Source organism: Pantoea sp., assembly GCF_028283705.1.
In the GTDB taxonomy this organism is placed as follows: domain Bacteria; phylum Pseudomonadota; class Gammaproteobacteria; order Enterobacterales; family Enterobacteriaceae; genus Pantoea.
Genome location: NZ_JAPWKD010000002.1, coordinates 141546 through 160871 on the forward strand (window position 1 = coordinate 141546; position 19326 = coordinate 160871).

14 protein-coding genes are annotated in these 19326 nt (G+C 55.4%); 1 reads left to right on the top strand and 13 read right to left on the bottom strand.

The annotated features are described in order from the left end of the window. Positions 1–21 precede the first annotated feature (21 nt). The 6 genes from PW844_RS01730 to cmoM form a co-directional block, all read right to left on the bottom strand. The gene (locus tag PW844_RS01730) at positions 22–573 is read right to left on the bottom strand and encodes a YcbK family protein (RefSeq protein WP_299446108.1); all 552 of its coding nucleotides are present in this window, start codon (positions 571–573) and stop codon (positions 22–24) included. A gap of 188 nt (positions 574–761) precedes the next feature. Next, on the bottom strand, positions 762–2570 hold the full coding sequence (gene ldtD / locus PW844_RS01735) for a L,D-transpeptidase (RefSeq protein ID WP_299446111.1): 1809 nt from the start codon (positions 2568–2570) through the stop codon (positions 762–764). A gap of 156 nt (positions 2571–2726) precedes the next feature. Continuing rightward, positions 2727–7193, bottom strand: coding sequence for a chromosome partition protein MukB (mukB, locus tag PW844_RS01740; RefSeq protein ID WP_299446114.1), 4467 nt, complete (start codon positions 7191–7193; stop codon positions 2727–2729). Beyond that, positions 7190–7918: a chromosome partition protein MukE gene (gene mukE, locus PW844_RS01745; protein ID WP_084873713.1), complete on the bottom strand. Its 729-nt coding sequence runs from the start codon at positions 7916–7918 to the stop codon at positions 7190–7192. The genes mukB and mukE overlap by 4 nt, the downstream gene beginning before the upstream one ends. Next, positions 7899–9221, bottom strand: coding sequence for a chromosome partition protein MukF (mukF, locus tag PW844_RS01750; protein ID WP_084873712.1), 1323 nt, complete (start codon positions 9219–9221; stop codon positions 7899–7901). Before mukF ends, mukE begins: the two co-directional genes overlap by 20 nt. Before the next feature lie 11 nt (positions 9222–9232). Next, positions 9233–10003, bottom strand: a complete 771-nt coding sequence (gene cmoM / locus PW844_RS01755; protein WP_299446123.1) for a tRNA uridine 5-oxyacetic acid(34) methyltransferase CmoM — start codon at positions 10001–10003, stop codon at positions 9233–9235. Between the two features lie 124 nt (positions 10004–10127). On the opposite strand from cmoM, the gene elyC reads away from it, so the two are divergent. Then, positions 10128–10913: an envelope biogenesis factor ElyC gene (elyC, locus tag PW844_RS01760; protein WP_299446126.1), complete on the top strand. Its 786-nt coding sequence runs from the start codon at positions 10128–10130 to the stop codon at positions 10911–10913. Here the strand turns inward: elyC and PW844_RS01765 are convergent. From PW844_RS01765 to PW844_RS01795, 7 genes are all read right to left on the bottom strand, one after another. After that, a complete protein-coding gene (locus PW844_RS01765) occupies positions 10893–11786 on the bottom strand; it encodes a YcbJ family phosphotransferase (RefSeq protein WP_299446129.1) in 894 nt (297 codons plus the stop codon). The genes elyC and PW844_RS01765 overlap by 21 nt on opposite strands. 116 nt (positions 11787–11902) lie before the next feature. Continuing rightward, positions 11903–12652 (bottom strand): 3-deoxy-manno-octulosonate cytidylyltransferase, encoded by a 750-nt coding sequence (kdsB, locus tag PW844_RS01770; RefSeq protein ID WP_084873708.1) that lies wholly within the window; start codon positions 12650–12652, stop codon positions 11903–11905. Continuing rightward, positions 12649–12831, bottom strand: a complete 183-nt coding sequence (locus PW844_RS01775; RefSeq protein WP_084873707.1) for a Trm112 family protein — start codon at positions 12829–12831, stop codon at positions 12649–12651. The genes kdsB and PW844_RS01775 overlap by 4 nt, the downstream gene beginning before the upstream one ends. Before the next feature lie 75 nt (positions 12832–12906). Beyond that, positions 12907–14124, bottom strand: coding sequence for a winged helix-turn-helix domain-containing protein (locus tag PW844_RS01780; protein ID WP_299446141.1), 1218 nt, complete (start codon positions 14122–14124; stop codon positions 12907–12909). A gap of 21 nt (positions 14125–14145) precedes the next feature. Then, positions 14146–15147: a tetraacyldisaccharide 4'-kinase gene (gene lpxK, locus PW844_RS01785; protein ID WP_299446144.1), complete on the bottom strand. Its 1002-nt coding sequence runs from the start codon at positions 15145–15147 to the stop codon at positions 14146–14148. Next, entirely contained in the window at positions 15144–16892 is a 1749-nt protein-coding gene (gene msbA, locus PW844_RS01790; RefSeq protein ID WP_299446786.1) for a lipid A ABC transporter ATP-binding protein/permease MsbA, read from the bottom strand. The genes lpxK and msbA overlap by 4 nt, the downstream gene beginning before the upstream one ends. 34 nt (positions 16893–16926) lie before the next feature. Next, positions 16927–19185, bottom strand: a complete 2259-nt coding sequence (locus PW844_RS01795; protein ID WP_299446147.1) for a DNA internalization-related competence protein ComEC/Rec2 — start codon at positions 19183–19185, stop codon at positions 16927–16929. Positions 19186–19326: the final 141 nt, after the last annotated feature.

Genomic DNA, 19326 nt, shown 5'->3' on the forward strand with positions numbered 1-19326 from the left:
ACACACGCAGCGCTGCCGGTATCAGGACCAGTGCCTTACAGGACCAGTGTCAATGTGAACAAAGTTGCTGCGCGGGTAATATCCTACACCACCTGCACGCAGAGATAACGCCGCTTTGCGAACATTGTTCAGGGCAATGCCTTCGATATGAAAATCCATCGCCTGGCCTTTGGTGTGATAACTGTGTTTCGCCACCCCCGGACCGGATTCGCGCAGCATATTGTTGGTGGCGATGGTGCGGTAACCCGACACCAGCTGAATCGGTTTACGGGTACCCAGCAGCGCCTGCAGGCGATAAATCTGGTCAAACAGATGCGGGTCAATCTTTCTCATCTGATTGGCACGGTAGTCACGGAAAAAGTGATTTAAGCGAGCTAACTCATCCTTGTCATAACTCTTGCCGTTAAAAAACTCTGTTTTAAGGCTTTCACCGGTGTGAAGGTTATTGAGCGTCAGAATTCGCGGACGGGAGGTGGAAAGCGAGGCCAGTGCTGAGCCAGGCAGCAGTGACAGGCCTGCGGCTGCCCCTCCGATCAGGAGCAATTTACGACGCTGAGAATCAAAATTAGCCATTAAGCGGGTTTACCTGAGATTAAAGCGATAAAAAATGTGTAAAAAGCACACAAGGCCGAACATTAACCGCAGCAGTAAACTCAGTCAACCCGTGGCCGGGAACAGAAAGGCCAAAACCAGCCCGACATCACTTATTCGGAACTGGTTTTGAAATTTTTAGATAGCGGGGAGTATTGATAAATCAATCACTAGAGCAGCAACTGCCCGGCTTTCACCAATACCTGGCTGCCAGAACGCGCTGGATTATCATAATTGTAAATATCTGTACGATACTGCGGTTGACCATCATCCGCCACCCAGGCCGTCAGATAGTAAAGGTTAACCGGGATCCGGTGGCGAATCGGCACATATCGCGTGTTGCCCTCCTTCAGGGTGTCGGAGATGCGACTGTCATTCCAGCCCGCGTCCTGCAACAACAAATCAGCCAGCTCCGACGCCTTATTCACGCGAACACAGCCGGAACTGAGGGCGCGGATATCACGCTGGAACAGGTTATGGTTTGGTGTATCGTGCAGATAAATCGCATCCGAACTGGGCATATTGAATTTGTAGCGACCCAGCGAATTCATCGCCCCGGGCGACTGCCGTATGCGATACGGAAAGCTGGCAGCCGATACCATTCTCCAGTCGATCATCGACGGATCGATCACCTCAGCATCCTCACTCCAGCCAGACAGCAAGATAAAGCCATGCTTGTAGAGATAGCTCGGATCCTGTTTAACCTTCGGCACAATGTCCTGACGCACCAGTGAGGTTGGCACATTCCACGGCGGATTCAGTACCACGTTATTCAGCGCGCTGCGCATCAGTGGGGTTTTACGATCGGGACGGCCGACAATCACCCGTGATGACAGGATGGTGGCACCGTTGTTGTAGTAGGTCAGCGAATAGTTGGGGATATTCACCATGATGCCGTTATGCATATCATCCGGCAGCAGGCGTAAACGCTGGATATTCAGCGCCAGCAGCGCAGCGCGCATTTGCGGCGACACATTGAGCCATTCACGGGTACGTGGACCAATCGCCCCATCATCAGCCAGTCCCTGCCAGTGCTGGAAACGTTTTACGCCGTCTACCAGCGCCGTATCATAGACATTATTGGTGGACTGCCCCGGGTTTGCCGCTACATTGCCCAACGGCTGCGGTGCCTGGGCGGGCAAATCATTGACGCTGGTAGCCGAAGGGCTGACAGCGACCGGCTGCTCGCTCTGGCTCACCGGCACTGGTGCAGTAGGCACCGCATCGTCTGCTGGCGTTGGCGTCGCGCTATGGCCGGTCAGCATACCGGTACGTTGCAAAATCTCGCGCAGCGCAGGGATATCATTGCTGATCTGGCCGGGACGCAGCGTGCCGCTATCGCGCAACTGCGGCCACGGGCGATTGTCAGTCAGCAGGGTTTTCAGCGCAGCATGCATCGGCCGGTATTGCGGATGCTGTGGCTCCAGCGACGTCACAAAGCTGCGGCTACCACCACCGTTCACCGCATTCTGCCATTGATTAATTACCGCCACCGTCGGCATGGCCATTTTGTAAGGCACGTTGCTGTATAACCAGGTCTCACCCTGGGTGGGGACATTCGAGACAAATTGCAGATAGCCCAGCATGGCATCGCTTAACACAATATCACGCGCCATCCCTTTGATTTCCGGGTTGGTTAACAGTCCCACCCAGCGGGTAAACTGCGGCTGCACGCCGGAAAGTGCCACTTCCGCCAGCTGCTGCTGGAACGCCTGCACGGCAGCCCGGTCCTGCCACAGCGGCGCCATATTACGCGCTGCATAAATGCCTGCCAGACCGGGCAGATAGAACGGTTGTTCGCTGGGGCTGAAAGCCTGCTGAATCTGATGCTGACTGGCCGCAACGGTCATGGTGCGATGCGTTGTGCCGGGCAGCGCCGCGATAATCGCCGCGTGGCTGGTAGCCAGTGGCGACAATACCAGTGACAAACTGAGTGCTATTGCAGCACGATTGAATCTGCTTTTATTATTCAGCAACATCCCTGCCCCCTTCTCGCCTAAGTCACAGCCGACTCGCTTATGCTGTGTACGACCTTATACATATTTTTGAGTATACAAATAAAAACGGCATTTGCATCAGGCTGCAAATGCCGTTTACACATTAACCGTAGCGATGAATTTTAACCAGATTCAACGTTAGGAATTTTCTGTTTCCAGGTCGATATCACTGTTCTCGCGTTTTACCGGTGCCGGATCAGCCGAGAAACCGCGCAGGCCCACCACATGGACATGCTCGGTGTTGTTGAACACCTTACGCACCAGTTTATAGGTAGTCCCTTTTTCCGGGCTGATATTTTCCGGCGCAGCGATCACCAGCTGCATCTCCAGACGCTCACACAGCTCAAACAGAGTGGCGATGGATCGTGCATCGAGACGTGCCGCTTCATCAAGGAACAGCAGACGGCACGGCGAGATATCTTTACCGCGCAGACGGCGAGATTCCTCTTCCCAGCTCTGCACCACCATCACCAGAATCGACATCCCGGTACCGATGGCTTCACCGGTAGAAAGCGCGCCACTTTCCGCACGTAACCAGCCATCGGAGCCACGGTTAACCTCAACTTCCATCTCCAGATAGTTGCGATAGTCGAGCAGCTCTTCACCGATGGTTTGCGGCGTACGCTGGCCCATATCGATCTGCGGATTCAGACGCTGGTACAACTTCGCCAGCGCTTCTGAGAAGGTCAGGCGATTGCTGTTGAACAGATCCTGATGCTGTTCGTGTTCTTCCGACAGCGTATCCAGCAGCATGGAATGGGTTTCGCGCACGTTAACGTTAAGACGCACGCTGCGCACCTGACCGAAGCTGACCGCCTGCAGACCCTGGTTAAGCTGACGAATACGGTTCTGTTCACGCTGAATGGTTTTACGGATGATATTGGCGACGCTGCGCGAACTGATCGCCAGCGTCTGCTCACGCGCCATCAGTTCTTCCGTCAGACGATTCAGCTCAATCTCCATCTGCTCGATGGCTTCCACCGGATCATCAGTACGAATGATGTCCTGACGGATACGCTCGCGCAGATGCTGATACACTGCAATAAAGAACTGAATTTTACGTTCCGGGCGTTTGGGGTCTTCCGACATGCGCAAAACATCGCGCAGATGTTCGTTATCCGCCACCGCCAGACGCAGCGCACCCAACGCTTTATCCGACATGGAACGCAGCTCATCACCGCTCAGGTAGGCCAGTTCACGACGATGCAGACGGCGCTCGACGCCATTTTCTTTCACCAGACGCAATACGGTACACCAGCCCGCTTTGGCGCTCACTACCTGCTCGCGCATCTGATGATAATCGCGCTCCAGCTTACGCAGTTTCTTCTGCAGTCCGTCCATTTCGGCTTCGCAGAACGTCAGCTGTTTTTCCAGCTGATTACGACGCGCACGGTTATGGCTCAGCGCGGTATACAGTTCATCGCGACGGGCGCGGGCGCGTTCTTCCGCGCTGGCATCCGCATGAACACCGATGTCCTGCATCTCCTGTTGCAACTCTTTCAGCATGTCGCGCTTGGCGTCATAAGAGCTTTTCAGTGATGCCAGCACCTGAGAGTACTGCGTCAGCTGCGTCTGATGCTCGCGCAGACGTTCACGGGCGCGGCTGCGCTCGCCTTCCGCCTGCTCAAGACGCTGACGCAATTTCTCGTTCAGGTCGCTGTTGCCGGTCAGCATGCCCGCTGAATCGACATAACTGAAGTGAGCACGACGCTGCACCACTTCGGTCAGCGCAAATGCCTGCTGGCGTGTTTCGCGCTGCAACTGCTGCGCCTGCTGATAGTCGCGCTCCAGCTGATCGTGCTGCTGCGGATCGCTCTGCAACACCGCCACCAGCGGTTCCAGCTTCGCCAGTTTATTACCGTGCTGATGCAGGAAACGTGCGGCCTCCTGGGCTTCATCAACGCGCTCACGGATCTCTTCACAGCGGTCAGCCAGCGTATCGTCCAGCAACAGCGTAACGCGCGGCAACAGGCGATTCAGCTGGGCCACGCCCTCGCGCGCCTGCTCGTACTGCATACGTTGCTGCTGGTTGTTGTTTTCATGCTGACTCAGCGCGCGTTCCAGTTCGCCACGACGGCTATTGAGCTGGCGAATCAGCGCTTCCGGGTCTTCATCAAACGCCACCGCCAGATGGCTGCCGATAAAGCGACTGAAGGATTGGTGCAGACGCTGGGTTTTCTGTACATCAAACGACAGCGTGGCATAGCGTTCCGCCAGCTGATCGCGTTCGTTATTCAGCAGTTCCAGCTGGTTTTCACGCGCAGCGCGGCCAAATAACGGCACTTTCGGGAAGCGAGAGTAGCGCCACTGACGTTCCGCCACCTTCACCACTACCGCGTTTTCCAGCTCATCAACGCCGAATACGCTGTCATCAAATGACTGCGGGTCCCCTTCGATCAGATAGAGATCTTCCGGGCAATCTTCCAGACCATTCAGCAACTCGCGTACCAGTGACAAATCCGGTACCACGATGGCATGGCGTGACGGACCATACAGCGCTGAGAAGTAAGGCGCATCATCCAGCGTCACATCATCATAAATTTCCGACAGCAACACGCCGCCAAAACGCTCGGCCAGCTGGGTCAGACGCGCATCTTCCGCACCGCCAGGCTGGCTTAAGCGTTCGATTTGTTTCTCGATTTCACGCTTACGCGCCGCCACTTCATCACGTTCAACGGTGGTTTCACGCTCGCGCTCCAGCAGTTGCTGCATAAATTCGGTGATTTGCTGGCTGCTGGTCAGCTGCTGGCCGGTTTGTTCGCTGAGCTGGGTCAGGATCTCCTGCGCTGCCAGCCAGTGCGGCGCACGAGCGGTTAACGCGGTGATGCGTTCACGCAGTTGCTCCAGCTCCTGACGCATCAGCATGCGGCGTTCACCGGCATCGGCGACACTGGTACTCAGCTGTTCAATCTGCGCTTCCAGCTCACGCTGCAAGCCTTCCAGCGCATCAGCATCATATTGCTGGCCCTGCCGCTTACAGAATTCCGCCAGCAAACGCTCCGCTTCATTCTGCTCACGCAGGCGCTGCTCCAGTTCATTGAGGCGCAAACGCAGCGACGAAAGTTGTTCCGCATGATGGCGCTGGTTAGCGGCATCACGCAGCAATTCACGGCCAACCTGCCAGGCATCCTGACGGTTTACCTCACCGGCAATGCTGGCGACCAGCGTCAGCGCCTGCTCAAACTGGCTGTGCGCCGCTTCGGCAACGTTCAGCTTCTGTTCCAGGCGCAGCAGTTGTTCCGTCGCTTCTTCTTCACGCGCCTGGAAGGTTTCCTGCCATTCAGCGGCATTGTCGATGGTCAAATCGGCAAGCTGGCATTGCGCACGCGCTTTTTCCAGCGCCTGCAAGGCCTGCTGATACTGAATGGCACGGGTTTGCTGCACATCAAGCGCCTGCTGGAAATCGGCCAGCTGGCTTTTCAGCTCATCGACTTCCACTTCCGCTGCTTCGGCACGCGCTTCATTTTCTTCATGCACTTCACGTGCTTCGGCCACCACCTCATTCTGTTCTTCGAGGCGGTAAGTCAGCTCTTCCAGATCGGCATCGTAGCGCTCGATCTTTTCCTGCTGACGCATCGCCGTCTGTACCAGATTCAGGTGATCGCTGGCAGCCTGATAATCGGTTTCCAGATCGCTTTCGGCACCCGTGTGTTCCGACAACTCGCGCGCCATTTCAATGTGGCGATACTGTTCCGAAGCCAGCTGGTTACGGCTGGTAAACAACTCGTTACGCAGCTGCAAGGCACCATCAAGATGGATGCGACGTTCGTTGGCGTGACGCATGTAGTCCGCTGAAACGTAGCTGGTGGCTTCCGAGATCAGATGCTTAAACAGGTCGCGGTCAGATTGGGTGACGCGAATCGCTTCCAGCGTCATGCGGTTTTCACGCAGTGCGGCTTCCATATCCTGGAAGGCCTTACGCACCCCGCTGTTTTCCGGCAGCAGGTAATCACGCAGCGAGCGGGTAATGGCGCTGGAGATACCGCCGTACAGCGAGGCCTCAATCAGACGATAGAACTTGCTGCGATCGCCAGCAGTACGCAGGCGACGCGGCACCACGCCAAGCTCAAACAGCGTGGCGTGGTAATCGGTTACCGAGCTGTATTGACGGAACTGCACACCTTCCTGCGCTTCCACCCGATCTTTCACTTCCGCCAGCGGCAGGACACGCGCCTGACGGCTACCGAGGATCTCGGTGAGCATATCGGTCGGCTGAGTATCGGTGGGTAAGCCATGAATGCTGAACGGCTTGATATCCACCTTCTTATCACGCCCGGCCACCTGTTGCAGACGCACCCCAACCACCACGCGCTGATGGCGTGAATTGACCACATCCAGCACCGCATAGCAGACACCGGCCCGCAACTTACCGTGCAGACCTTTATCACGCGAACCGGAGGTTGCACCGGCCTCGGTGGTGTTACGGAAATGCAGCAGCGTCAGGTCCGGGATCAACGCCGTGACAAACGCCGCCATGGTGGTCGATTTACCGGCACCGTTACCGCCCGATAGGGTGGTCACCAGCTCATCAAGATCAAAGGTACGGGCAAAGAAGCCGTTCCAGTTAATCAGGGTTAGCGAACGAAATTTACCGCGTTCAATCATGCCTGCTCATCCTCCGCGTTATCACTCGCTTCGCTCTCGGCGTCGTTATCGTTTTCATCGCTGTCCGGGGTGGCGCTGGCGTTTTCCAGCGTCATGGCTTCGCCATCGCGAATCAGACGCAGCTGCGCTTCGCGGGCATCATCACCACTGCGCACATCGGCACCGAAGCGAAACACCGATTCGGTAATGCGAAATTTGCTGCTGTCATTGCCCATAAACCACACCATGCCGAGACGGCGCAGGCGGTTGAGCGATGCGCGCATCTTCTCCTGCAATTTTGCACGGTCAAGGTCAGAGCCGGTGGATCGCTGGTTAACCAGCTTGAGCAATTTGCTCTCGTCCGCCAGCGACAGTAGTTCGTCGTACAATTCCTGCTGGGTGAAGATGCCTTCATTCGCCAGACGTTCCGGGCTGAGATAGAGGAAACAGAGGATTTTCCCCACCATCATATCCAGCTCGGACAGCACCGAACGCGGGATCAGCGTGGTCGAACGCGGGCGCAGGTAGAAAAATCCTTCCGGCGCACGAATCAGTTCCACGTTATAACGCGCGTAAAACTCTTCCAGATATTCCTGGTAATCCATCAGGAATGCATGATTATCCAGCTCTTCGATGCCAATGTGGCGTCCCGCGCGTAACTGGCTATCGAGCGCGGGGAAAATGGGATTTGCCAGTGCCTGAGCCAGTTTGACTGGCATCACTTGTTCAATATTTGTCGATGACATGTGCCTGCACCTTGGCTCCGTATTCATTAATGGTCTGCCATTCCGCAGGCAGACCGGCTAAATCGGCTTCGGCCACGCCGAGGCGAACCGCCTGATCAATCACGATGCGCGCCAGATCAAAGTGGCGGGCACGCGGATATTGCGACAGATAATCGCGCATCACCGTGGCGAGGTTGAGTGGTCGCTGCTCCTGCCGGTACACCTGCAGAGCTTCTTCAATCATTGCGGCCAATTGCTCACGAATTTCGTTAAATTCTTCGTATTCCAGCTCGGGCGGTAGTTCCCCCATCACCTCGTCGTTGCGCAGCGTCATCTCTTCATCACGCATATCAAACAGACGGTCGGCGTTGGCGTAGGTCAGCGCCCACGGCTGGTCGAAATAGTTTTGCACCGACAGACGCAAACGCTGCGCAAATACGCGGTTTTTGTCCATGTCGATGGCAGTACGAATAAATTTATGGACGTGGCGATCATAGCCAATCCACAGGTCAATAGCCTGCTGGCCCCAGCTGATAATACGGTCCAGCTTACTTTGCAGATCAAATACCAGCTTATCGACAAAGCCCAGGTCCGGGCTGCTCAGGGTGGCGTCCTGAATACGCAGCAGATTGGCCTGTAACTTATCGCCCGCCGCTTCCAGCGTATCCTGCAATTCACGCAGCGTGCCGGAGGTTTCTGACAGCAGCATTTCACAGCTGGAAATCGCCGCACGCCAGTCTTTGTTCAGCAGATCGGCGATATCGGTTTTCACCGCCTGCTGCTGTTCATCCATCAGGCGCTGCGTCATATCGATGCTGTCGAAAATTTCCGCCACCGAATATTTCAGTGGCGCAAATACGTTACGGTGCCAGTGAAATTCATCACCATCCTCTTCCGCAGCATCGGCAGCGCGTTTCAGCTCCTGCGCCACAATCGACAGCTGCATCGAAAGACGCAGAGTCGAAAATTCGCGCTGGCGGATGTAATAGTCGGTGATGCCGATGGCCAGTGGCGTCAGACGGTAAATAGCATTACCTTCCGTCAGTTCGCTGGTAAAACGGTTAAGCAGACGCTGCCGCACCATATCGTTGATGGCGTTGTTGGCACGCACCTGTACGGTTTCGTGGGTTTGTTCGAACGCTTTGCTGACATGACGAAATGCGTCAATCAACTCACCTTCACTCATTTCGCCATCCATCCGCTCACCGTTTAAGGTGGCGATAGCCAGCAAAAAGGCCAGACGTTCTACCGGCAGCGCAAGTGAAAAATCGTTCTTGCGCGCCCATGCCACCAGTTCGGGCACCGTCTGGGAAAATTCGCTCATAGTTGGTCCTTCTACCTGGGTTTGCGCGCGGTCACGTGGATATAGCGCCCTAAACTCAAAAAGGGCTCCTGGCGACAGTAGCGCCGTTCCATCTCAATAATGGACTCAACGTCTTTCAGGGCGGCGGCCTGCTCTTTCATGTAGTCACAAAAGACGCGAATGCCAGCGCGCTGTTCAATCTCAAAGCCGCAGTCTGTCAGCCAGCGATACACTTCTTCAGGATCGCGGGGATAATCAGGCGACAGCGTGCGCTTTTTGCGTTTGGACATATTGGCCTGCAGATAGCCAAAATTGCCGAGGGTGAGCAGGCGCAGAGTTAAGGCATGGCGATTAAAAAACATCAGCGACAATACCCCACCCGGCTTCAGGGTGCGCCATAACGCCTGTAATACTTCCTCGGGCTGCGCGACCCATTCCAGCACAGCGTGAAACAATACCAGATCAACTGGCTTATCCAAATGTTCGCCGACCTGTTGTGCGCTAATTTGTTTGAATTGCATGTTGTGGCTCACACCCTCGGCAAGTGCGTGCGCCTCAGCCAGCTTCAGCATCTCGGCAGAAAGGTCGCACAGGACTACCTGATGCCCGCGTGCGGCCAGCCCGCTGGAGATTTGCCCTACACCACCACCCGCATCCAGCACCGACAGCGGCCCAGCGCGCAGCGTCGGCAGTAGCGCATCCAGCTCATCCCACAGGATCGCCTGGCGCACCATGCCTTTTTTGGTGCCATAAATATTCTTTGAAAATCTCTCCGCGAGATCGTCAAAGTTACGATCCTGCATGCTGGTCGCTCCGCTCTGCTGCATTCAACTTGTGCTATTTTGTCACAGGCTCAACAAGAATGAACCTTTCATCCCGTGGTTAGTGTCTGGCTGCTGTTTTTTCGGCCAAAAGGAGCAATTTTCGATGTTTTTCACGTTAAAAAAAGTGATCGGTGGGATGTTACTGCCCTTGCCGCTGCTGCTGTCATTCATGGCAGCTGGACTTTTATTGCTCTGGTTCAGCCGCTGGCAGAAAAGCGGCAAAATACTGATATCAATCAGCTGGCTTCTGCTGCTGTTACTCAGCCTGCAACCGGTGGCCGATCGCCTGTTGCTGCCGCTGGAAAACCAGTATCCGACCTGGAACCGCAGTGAACACGTCGATTATATCGTGGTGTTGGGCGGTGGATACACCTTTAATCCTGCATGGGCACCCAGTTCGAACCTGATTGGGAATAGTCTGCCTCGCGTGGCCGAAGGAGTACGCCAGTGGCGACGTTATCCGCAGGCGAAGATGATCTTTACTGGTGCGGCGGCAGGAGATAATCCGATGAGTAACGCCCGCGTCGCGGCGCAGGTGGCGGAGAGTCTCGGCGTTCCGGCTGATGCCATTATGGTGCTGGATCAACCCAAAGACACCCGAGAGGAAGCACAGGCGGTAAAAATCGCCGTGGGACAGCATCCGTTCCTGCTGGTCACCTCAGCGAATCATCTGCCGCGCGCCATGCATTTCTTCCAGGCCGCCGGTCTAAATCCCCTGGCAGCACCGGCGAACCAACTGGCTATCACCTCACCACTAAATTGGTGGGAGCGAGCCATCCCCTCTCCCTTATGGCTGAGCCATAGCGAACGGGCGATTTATGAAACGCTGGGACAGGCGTGGCAGGCAGTCCGCGGAGATGATATGACCTCACCCCAGCCAGGGGAGTAGCTGTTCCCGTGCACGATCGAAACGCGGGCGATCAAATTGCCCGGTATTTACCAGCGTTTCGATGCAGTCCCATAATTGATACAGCCAGCGCCGCCAGAGGAAACCTTCCGCCACTGGCGCGCGCTGCAAATAGTGTTGCAGCAGTGACGCCTCAGCACCGTTATCCCCCAGCCGCATCAGCTCAAACTCACGTGGTGCCCACAGCACATTGCCGGGCTGGGTCATCGCCACCAGTTGATCGCTATGCACATCCTTCATAATGCTCGCGAGGCGCAGGTTGCCATGAATCAGCACACAGGGATCGTCAAATCCTTCCAGCAGGCGGGGCAACTGCTGACGACTGCGGAACAGAATTTGCCGATCGTCGAGAGTAAAAGACGGGGGTGACAGATACCCCAGGGTTGACCACAGCACTTCAACCCGCTGCTGATACCAGGCGGGCCAGCTGTTTTCCTGAATGCTGTCGATATTACCCACCAGGCCGTGGCTATCAATACGATGCCAGGCCAGCAAGCCCTCAATCACCTGTTCACACAACTGCTCCCAGCGTGCGGCGGTGCGCGATGGCGCTTCGGCAGAAACACCATTGAGGCGGGCCATCAGTAACATTTCATGCACCGGTTTTTGCTGACTCAGCACCAGGCCAAACACCGCAGGAACGGCAATCAAACCATCACGGCCCAGCATCGCCAGCTTTTTGGCTTCCAGCGCGGCGCGCCCCTGATGACGGAAATACTTCGCCACCACCGGCATCGGTTTATCGGCGGCATCGTACAGGGCGTAAAGCCGCGATTGTGATTGTTCACTAATGGTTTCGAGACGGCCGACGCTTTCTCCAAGCACCAGCGCGAGTTCTGAACGGAGCTGTTCCATGCGTCATCCTCCCCAGTCAAAGTGACTTGATTATCCTGGAGGTCACTGCAGCGCAGAGTGATGCGCCAGATCAAAGAACGGCAGAGCCAGCTCGTAACAAGCTGGCCTCTGCGGGATTACCCCTGCATCGCTACGCGCACGCGTTGCAGGTCTTCCGGGGTATCAACACCCACGCTCGGCACGGTTTCCGCCACCGCAACGTGGATTTTTTCGCCGTACCACAACACACGCAGCTGCTCGAGCAGCTCAATCTGCTCAAGCGGGCAAGGTGCCCAGGCAATGTAGCGACGTATAAAGCCTGCACGATAAGCATAGATGCCAATATGACGCAGCAGCGTATCGCCAGCCTGTTCACGCGATTTCGCGTAACGTTCACGATCCCAGGGAATAGTGGCGCGTGAGAAATAGAGCGCATAACCCCGTGCATCAGTCACCACTTTTACCGCATTGGGATTGAAGGCTTCTTCTGCATCGTGAATCGGCACTGCCAGGGTCGCCATCCCCGCTTCAGCCTGAGCGAGATTTGCCGCAACCTGACGCACAATGGCAGGCGGGATCATCGGCTCATCGCCCTGGACATTGACGATAATAGTGTCATCCGGGAACTGATATTTTTCAATCACTTCCGCCAGACGCTCGGTACCTGAATGATGGTCAGGGCTGGTCATGCAGACCTCACCACCAGCGGCTTCGACAGCGGCTGCCACGTCCGGATGGTCGGTGGCAACAATGACACGATCCGCACCGGATTCGCGTGCACGCTCCATCACATGCACCACCATCGGTTTACCGAGAATATCCACCAGCGGTTTACCCGGCAGACGCGTTGAAGCATAACGCGCCGGAATAATGGCGACGAAACTCATGGATGAATCTCTTCAACAGACAAGGTGCGTGCTTCGGTTTCCAGTAATACCGGAATGCCATCCCGCACCGGGAACGCCAGCCCATCAGGTTTGCAGATCAACTCCTGCTGCTCTTTGTTGTAGTACAGTTTTCCATTGCAAACCGGGCAAGCCACAATCTCAAGTAAACGGTGATCCATAATATCCTCCAGTGGATCGATGCGTCAGGCGGTTAGCATACCATAGCGCAGCGCCAGGCAACGTGCCGCAATCCACTACTCGGTTAATATCCAGCGATCTGACCAGGCGGCGCGTAACGCTGCCGGAGCCTGCTCGATCACCACTTCACTGGCACCCTGCCAGTGCGCAAACCGCGAGATGGCGCGCTTTACATCGCTGATAAAGCCAGCCGTCACACGCACACCCTCTTCCAGCCAAAATGATCGGATCACCAGTTGCTGCGCCTGGCGGTCCATTTTTGCATCCAGCCGCCCTTTCAGGCTGCCGCGATGCAAAATAGGCAACACGAAATAACCGTATTTACGCTTTTCTGCCGGGGTATAGCATTCGATACGGTAGTCAAAATTGAACAGTTCCAGCGCCCGACGGCGATCCCATACCACCGGATCAAAGGGTGACAACAGCGCGGTATGGGTCGCAGGCTGCGGTTTCTCCAGTTGTGGCAAGAGATCACGATGCAACCACATGTCGCCCAGTTGCTCAACCTGTACTGGCACGATATCGCCTCGAGCCTCAGCCTCCGCCAGCCAGGGTTGTAGCGCTACGCGTTTCAGACGGTAATAATCGGCCAGCCACGCGGGACGGAAAATCCCCAGGCTGCGCGCGCTGTGGTTCAGCATACTTACCACGGCATCGTCTTCACTCAATGCATGCTGTCCATCATCCCAGTCCGGCATCACGCGCTGGTGCAGGTCATACACCCGCTGAAAATTACGCCGTTCCACCACCATCAGTTCACCGGCGCTGAACAAATTTTCCAGATGGCGTTTATGCGGTTTCCACGCCCACCAGCCCGGTTTACTCTGCTTATCCGCCACAAAATCGGCGGCGCGTACGGGCCCGTTGGCATTGATATGCTCCAGCAAGTCCGAAATTTCCTGCTGATGATCCGCTACCCACTGCGCATTGTATTTCCAGCCCAGACGTGAAGGATCAAGCATGCGATGGCGCAATAGCGAATAATCTTCGCGGGGAATAAAACAGGCTTCATGCGCCCAGTATTCAAATAGCGCCCCCGCAGCCAGCGTCTCTTCCAGCCAATTAATCGGGTAATCGCCCAGCCGGCTAAACAACACCAGATACGGGCTGCGCGCCACGACATTGATGGTATCGATTTGCAGCAGCGACATCTGCCGAATGGTGGCGTGAATATCGGCAAAACGCGCCCGGCGTTTCGGCGGCCTTAGCAGGCCCTGGGCGGCAAGATGAAGGTGACGGGCAGTGGCTAAAGAAAGGGAGTCCGCGTGGGTCATAACTCAGTTTCCCTCCAGAAACTAGCGCGGCTGTGAATGACGCGCTGTGAGACAAAGCTGCGTAATGTCATCCAGCAGCGCGGGCAGCGCCGCGCCGGACAGATGGGCATCAACGGGTAAATACCACCAGTTTTCACCGGCAAAAGTCCGGCACTTAACGGCATCTTTCTCCGTCATCAACAGACATTGCCCTTTCTGGATCAAACTGTTCAGTTCCGCCTGGCTATAGGCATGATGATCGGCAAAGGCCACTTCGGCAATCGGCTGTAGCCCCTGTTGTTTCAGGGTAGTGAAGAAACGCGGCGGATGTCCGATACCGGCCATCGCCACCACCGGAGGTAACTGATCCAGCGTGGCGCTTTGTCCCGTGACCAGATTAATGGCCATGCCGGGTTGCAGCGTCATGGCAATTTCCCGCCCTGTGGCTTCTCCACCATTGACGATAACCGCATCAACCTGCTCAAGACGCGAAGCGCGCTCCCGCATCGGCCCGGCCGGTAACCACCAGCCGTTACCAAAGCGGCGCACACCATCGACCACCACCACCTCACGATCGCGCTGCAAGGCGTAGTGCTGCAAACCATCATCGGTGATGATCACATCCAGCGATTGTTGGGCCAGTAACGCTTCAACGGCAGCACGCCGCTGCGGGGCTACCGCCACCGGTACCTGGGTGCGTTGCGCAATCAAAACCGGCTCATCACCCGCCTGCCCGGTGGGCGTTTCTGCGCTGACCAGCAATGGATAGCTTTCTGCTTTACCACCGTAACCACGGGAGACTACACCCGGACGCAGGCCACGTTGTTGCAATGCCTGCACCAGCCAGATAACCACCGGTGTTTTGCCGTTGCCTCCTGCCGTCAGGTTGCCAACCACAATCACCGGACAGGGCGCACGCCAGCTTTTACGCCAGCCGCGCTGGAAACTGAGGCGAATCAGCCAGCTGATGGCCCCATACAACAGACTGAGCGGCCATAACAGCAGCCATAATGGCGATCGCCCACTCCAGATGCGTTCAATCATTGGCCAAACTGGAGCTTGTGAAGTTGGGCATAAGCACCTTTCTGCGCCAGCAGCACCTCGTGCGTACCACGCTCAACGATACGGCCATCTTCAACCACCACAATTTCATCGGCTTTTTCGATGGTAGAAAGGCGGTGGGCAATCACCAGTGAAGTGCGATTTTTCTGCAACTCGTCCAGTGCCGATTGAATCGCGCGTTCGGACTCGGTATCCAGTGCCGAGGTGGCCTCATCGAGGATCAGGATCGGACAATCACGCAGCAAAGCACGGGCAATGGCGATACGCTGACGCTGACCACCGGAAAGCAGCACCCCATTTTCACCGATAACTGTATCGAGACCGTTATCCATTTTCTTAATGAAATCCATGGCATGGGCCATCGTCGCCGCACGCTCAATCTCTTCACGGCTGTATTGTTCATTGCGCGCATAAGCAATGTTGTTGGCGATGGTGTCATTGAACAGATGGACATTTTGCGACACCAGCGCCACCTGATTACGTAATGAACTCAAGGTGTACTCCCGCAAATCGTGACCATCCAGCAGGATTTCACCTTGCTGAATATCGTAAAAACGGGTCAACAGGCTTGCCATGGTGGATTTACCAGACCCAGAGCGGCCAACCAGCGCCACCGTTTTTCCCGCAGGCAGCGACAGATTGATATCGCGTAACGCCGGAATATCACGGCCTGGATAAGTAAAGGTCACGTTGCGGAACTCGACATCACCTTTAGCACGACCCAGTTCACGCTTGCCGTTATCACATTCCTGCTCGCTATCGAGAATGCTGAATAATGTCTGGCAGGCTGCCATACCACGCTGGAACTGCGCATTGACGTTAGTCAGTGATTTCAGCGGACGCATCAGCGCGATCATCGAGGAGAACACCACGGTGATGGTACCGGCGGTTAACGTCGCCATGACGCTTGGGAAGCTGGCGGCATACAGCACGAATGCCAGAGCCAGAGAAGCAATCAGCTGAATAACCGGATCAGAAATAGATGAAGCGGATACCAGTTTCATGCCCTGCTGACGCATCTTATTGCTGACACGGCCGAAACGCTCTGACTCCACTTCCTGACCACCGAAAATCAGCACTTCTTTGTGCCCTTTGAGCATCTGTTCTGCACTGGTCGTCACCTGCCCCATGGTGTTCTGCATGGTTTTGCTGATATTACGGAAGCGTTTTGAGACGTTACGAATCGCGAATGACACAATCGGCGCCAGCAGGATGAGGATCAAAGACAGCTGCCAGCTGTAGTAGAACATCATAATGAACAGGCCAATGATTGACGCCCCTTCACGCACCACCGTGACCAGCGCACTGGATGATGATGAAGCGACCTGCTCAGAATCATAGGTAATACGGGACAACAGCGTACCGGTGGATTGCTGGTCGAAGAAGGCAACCGGCATCCCCATCATATGGCTAAACAGGCGACGGCGCATATTCATCACCACATTGCCTGAAACCCATGAAATACAGTAGCTTGAAATATAGCTGGTCACGCCGCGGATAAGCATTAAGCCAATTACCGCCAGCGGCATCCACAGCAGTACGGATTTGTCAGCTTTACCGAAGCCATCATCCAGTAAAGGTTTCAACAGGGAGAGCATTAAAGTATCGCCTGCCGCATTGAGTATCAGCGCCACAGCAGACACGAATAAGCCAGCTTTGTGGGGCGCAATCATCGGCCAGAGTCGGCGAAATGTCTGCCACGTTGAGAGATCTTTGTCTTGATGCATCATTTATTCACGCTGTTTGAAATAGCCGCTCATTCTACCTGGATTCACGTTTGACGCCAAACCACTGATGATACCAGCGGGGCATTATTTGCTCTCTTAAACCCTTAATCTGCCAATCACCTGCATTAATCGCGATGTGAATCTGTCCTGATTGCGCAGTGTCATACCAAAGATATCCATTCTGGCGGTAAGCATCGACTACCGTTTTGGCTGGCATTCGCCAGGCGTTGTAGCGCGCCACCGAGGCAATCGCTACCCTGCCTGCGACATTGCGTAACAGCAACGCACTGGAGGATGTGCGGCTGCCATGATGCGGCACTTGCAGGATGGTCGAGGCCAGCGCCTGCTTTTGCTGCGTCACCAATTGTCTTTCCGCTTCCAGCTCAATATCCCCGGTTAACAACAGGCTGACTTTGCCATCATCAACGCGCACCACACAGGAATCATTATTTTCCCCCCGGGTGGCCCCCCGGGGTGGCCATAACACGTTAAAACGTAACTTACCCCAAAGCCACGTCTCCCCCTGAAAACAGGGGAGATGGTGAGTCTCGGGCAGAGCGCTGCGCACCGATGTCTCAGGCATAGCGGCAACAATCGAGTCCAGTCCACCACGATGGTCCAGATGCTTATGACTCAGCATCACTGCACGGAGCGTTTTGTTTTTACGCTGCAGCCAGGGAAGTATGACACGATTACCGGCATCGCCCTGGTTCCAGCGTGGTCCGGTGTCATACAGCACCGCTTCATCCCCCTGGGTGATAACCACCGCCAGCCCATGCCCTACGTCGATCATGTCAATTTGCCATTCTTCACGCGGCGTATTGCTACGCCAGATCAATAGAGCAACCGCGATGCTGCAACACTGTACAGGTGCGCGATAAAGGATCCCGCTACGCCAGGCTAATGTCCCGCCCCATAGCAAACCCATCGCTGGCAATGCCTCTCCCCAGGCCAGCCAGCCCGGAGGAAGCCACGCCAGCCCCTGCATCACCTTATGAACCGACTGGTCAGCCAGCCACCACAAACTACTGGATAACGGTACTACTGGTACCAGCATCGCCAGCAATATCAGCGGCACAGAGATAAAAGAGATGACTGGTACAGCTAGCAGATTTGCCAGCAATGCACTGATACTGATGCCCTGAAACAGAAATATTTGCAATGGTGCCATCAGCAACATCATGCCCAACTGCAAATGCAGCAGCTGCAACACTATCCAGCGACGCCGGGTGCGGAAACCCACCGGTAATGCGAACCAGTGATACCAGATGAGCAATACCGCTACCGCCAGTGCTGAAAGCCAAAAACTCTCGGATAAGACGGTGAGAGGATCAACAAAGAGCAGCAGCCCAACGCATAATGTCCATACCTGCCAGCCATTTAACTGCCAGCCTACAATACGTAATACTATCCAAAGTGTGAGAGCCAGCATCGCTCGTTGTGCAGGGGGATGACTGCCGGATACCCAGCAGTAAATTGCCGCCGTTAACCCACTCGCTATCAAAGGAAACATATAGTTAATGCGTCTGGCGGGGAAAAAAATCTGCAGCATGCGTGCAAGTATCCAGCCGACACTCGCCGCCAGCGCGATATGCATACCCGAAATAGCCATCAGGTGCGCAGTTCCCGTCTCGCGCAATAACCGCCGCTGTTCTTCGGTCATCGCATCGCGCATACCAAATGCCAGAGCCTGCACAATGGCTGGGGACTTCATCTGCGCGAATGCGGGCAAGTGGTATTGAATCAGGCGTGATCGCCAGCTACATGCCTTGTTCATTTCCTGACGCCGAATGATGGTTCCCTGCAACGGCGTATGTTGTGCTACGGCAAAACGTTGTAAATCAAACTCTCCCTCATTGAGCCGGGCATGAACAGGGCGTAAGCGAAGCTGCATCTGCCAGCGCTGTCCTGCACAGAACGGCTCTCCCTCGCCATTATCGTTAAGTGTGGCGAATATCGGGGGAAACTGATAGCGCCCATCAATTTGCAGCAATTGGATCTTCAGCTGTTTGTTGTCTTCACGCACATCGGTGACCCGCACAATAGCATTCACCGGTGCCCTGGTCAGAAGGTCAATACTGGCAGTCATCTGACGGGCTTCGGCCAGCGCCCACAGCATCAGTAGCAAAACGGGTGCAGCAATGCGCAATGAAGGGAGCGGCTGCAACCTTAGCAGCAAAGCAGCCATGGCTATCACCAACAGGATGCCATCACCTGGCAGTTGTGGCAGAAAACCTAAAGGCAACGCAGCAGGGATCATTAACCCTGCCAACACAATCCATGTGGTCGGCATCTTTCTTCTCCGTGAAAGGAGAAAAGAGTGTGCCAGAACTGGCGGTTTTTCTATTGAAGTGAATGGGTGTTTTCTGCGTCAGCTTCCGGGAAATCGTCGAGTTTGCAGCGGTATGACATCTTTTCTGAAGCGCGCTCGCCG

What these genes read in the sequence shown, in the direction of transcription:
- lpxK (WP_299446144.1), bottom strand. Translation starts at nt 15,147, where the DNA reads ATGATTGAACGCATCTGGAGTGGGCGATCGCCATTATGGCTGCTGTTA.
- PW844_RS01730 (WP_299446108.1), bottom strand. Translation starts at nt 573, where the DNA reads ATGGCTAATTTTGATTCTCAGCGTCGTAAATTGCTCCTGATCGGAGGG.
- mukB (WP_299446114.1), bottom strand. Translation starts at nt 7,193, where the DNA reads ATGATTGAACGCGGTAAATTTCGTTCGCTAACCCTGATTAACTGGAAC.
- PW844_RS01780 (WP_299446141.1), bottom strand. Translation starts at nt 14,124, where the DNA reads ATGACCCACGCGGACTCCCTTTCTTTAGCCACTGCCCGTCACCTTCAT.
- PW844_RS01795 (WP_299446147.1), bottom strand. Translation starts at nt 19,185, where the DNA reads ATGCCGACCACATGGATTGTGTTGGCAGGGTTAATGATCCCTGCTGCG.
- mukE (WP_084873713.1), bottom strand. Translation starts at nt 7,918, where the DNA reads ATGTCATCGACAAATATTGAACAAGTGATGCCAGTCAAACTGGCTCAG.
- cmoM (WP_299446123.1), bottom strand. Translation starts at nt 10,003, where the DNA reads ATGCAGGATCGTAACTTTGACGATCTCGCGGAGAGATTTTCAAAGAAT.
- mukF (WP_084873712.1), bottom strand. Translation starts at nt 9,221, where the DNA reads ATGAGCGAATTTTCCCAGACGGTGCCCGAACTGGTGGCATGGGCGCGC.
- elyC (WP_299446126.1), top strand. Translation starts at nt 10,128, where the DNA reads ATGTTTTTCACGTTAAAAAAAGTGATCGGTGGGATGTTACTGCCCTTG.
- kdsB (WP_084873708.1), bottom strand. Translation starts at nt 12,652, where the DNA reads ATGAGTTTCGTCGCCATTATTCCGGCGCGTTATGCTTCAACGCGTCTG.
- ldtD (WP_299446111.1), bottom strand. Translation starts at nt 2,570, where the DNA reads ATGTTGCTGAATAATAAAAGCAGATTCAATCGTGCTGCAATAGCACTC.
- PW844_RS01775 (WP_084873707.1), bottom strand. Translation starts at nt 12,831, where the DNA reads ATGGATCACCGTTTACTTGAGATTGTGGCTTGCCCGGTTTGCAATGGA.
- PW844_RS01765 (WP_299446129.1), bottom strand. Translation starts at nt 11,786, where the DNA reads ATGGAACAGCTCCGTTCAGAACTCGCGCTGGTGCTTGGAGAAAGCGTC.
- msbA (WP_299446786.1), bottom strand. Translation starts at nt 16,892, where the DNA reads ATGCATCAAGACAAAGATCTCTCAACGTGGCAGACATTTCGCCGACTC.